This window comes from Gilliamella sp. GillExp13, from assembly GCF_001690815.1.
In the GTDB taxonomy this organism is placed as follows: domain Bacteria; phylum Pseudomonadota; class Gammaproteobacteria; order Enterobacterales; family Orbaceae; genus Gilliamella; species Gilliamella bombi.
The window spans coordinates 1-803 of the sequence record NZ_LZHJ01000052.1; the positions used below are offsets into that span (position 1 = coordinate 1).

The following is an 803-nucleotide window of genomic DNA, read 5'->3' on the forward strand; positions in this document are numbered from 1 at the left end:
TGTTTAGATGGAGTTGTAATGAATTGAACTGAACCGAATTCATAATTAACAATAAAATCGATGTTTTCAGTTAGATTTTGAATATAGATATCTCTAATGTTCTGATGCCTCAATGAAACATTCATTTCTGATGCGATGCCATTGAACTTTTCTCGTTGCCAACTTTGGCCGCCATTTATGTGCTTACCACCTAAAATTAATGATAGATTTTCAACAGAACGCTCAAACCATGTTGCTGTAATATTTCCGCCAGTGAATGTTATAAAACGCTGATGATTTACCAGACGACCACCAATACTGCGTTTACTGTATTGTGGATCGGCTACACTAATTAGTACCAGTTTTATAAGGTCATTGTTATGATAAACTAAAAATAAGAGAAGGTAACAACAAAGGCAATCGATTCATCACGAAGAGCAAAACGTAGCTTTACTAACGAGTTCAAAAAACAAATGGTCATGCTATATCAAAATGGTAAAAAACGTGCGGATATCGTCGCAGAGTATGACCTCACCAAATCAGCATTAGATAATTGGATAATGCAGTACCAAACTACCGGCTCATTCATCGCAAAAGATAATCGTCGAACTGAAGATAACGAACTTATCGCGCTACGCAAAGAGAATAAACGCTTGTTAATGGAGAATGATATCCTAAAGCAAGCGACGTTGATAATGGGAAGAAAATCGAGTTAATTTTACATAATAAGCATCGATACAGCTTACGTGCATTATGTCGATGTTTAAATGTAACCCGAAATCGTTTCTATTATCAACGGCAATTAACGCAGCAATCACAAGATA

The 803-nt window shown here is 35.9% G+C and carries 1 protein-coding gene; it reads left to right on the forward strand.

Annotation, left to right across the window (positions count from 1 at the left end; translation table 11 throughout):
- The first annotated feature begins 398 nt into the window (after positions 1 to 398).
- The gene (locus A9G37_RS03715) at positions 399 to 695 is read left to right on the forward strand and encodes a transposase (protein ID WP_141671037.1); all 297 of its coding nucleotides are present in this window, start codon (positions 399 to 401) and stop codon (positions 693 to 695) included.
- The last annotated feature ends 108 nt before the right edge of the window (positions 696 to 803 follow it).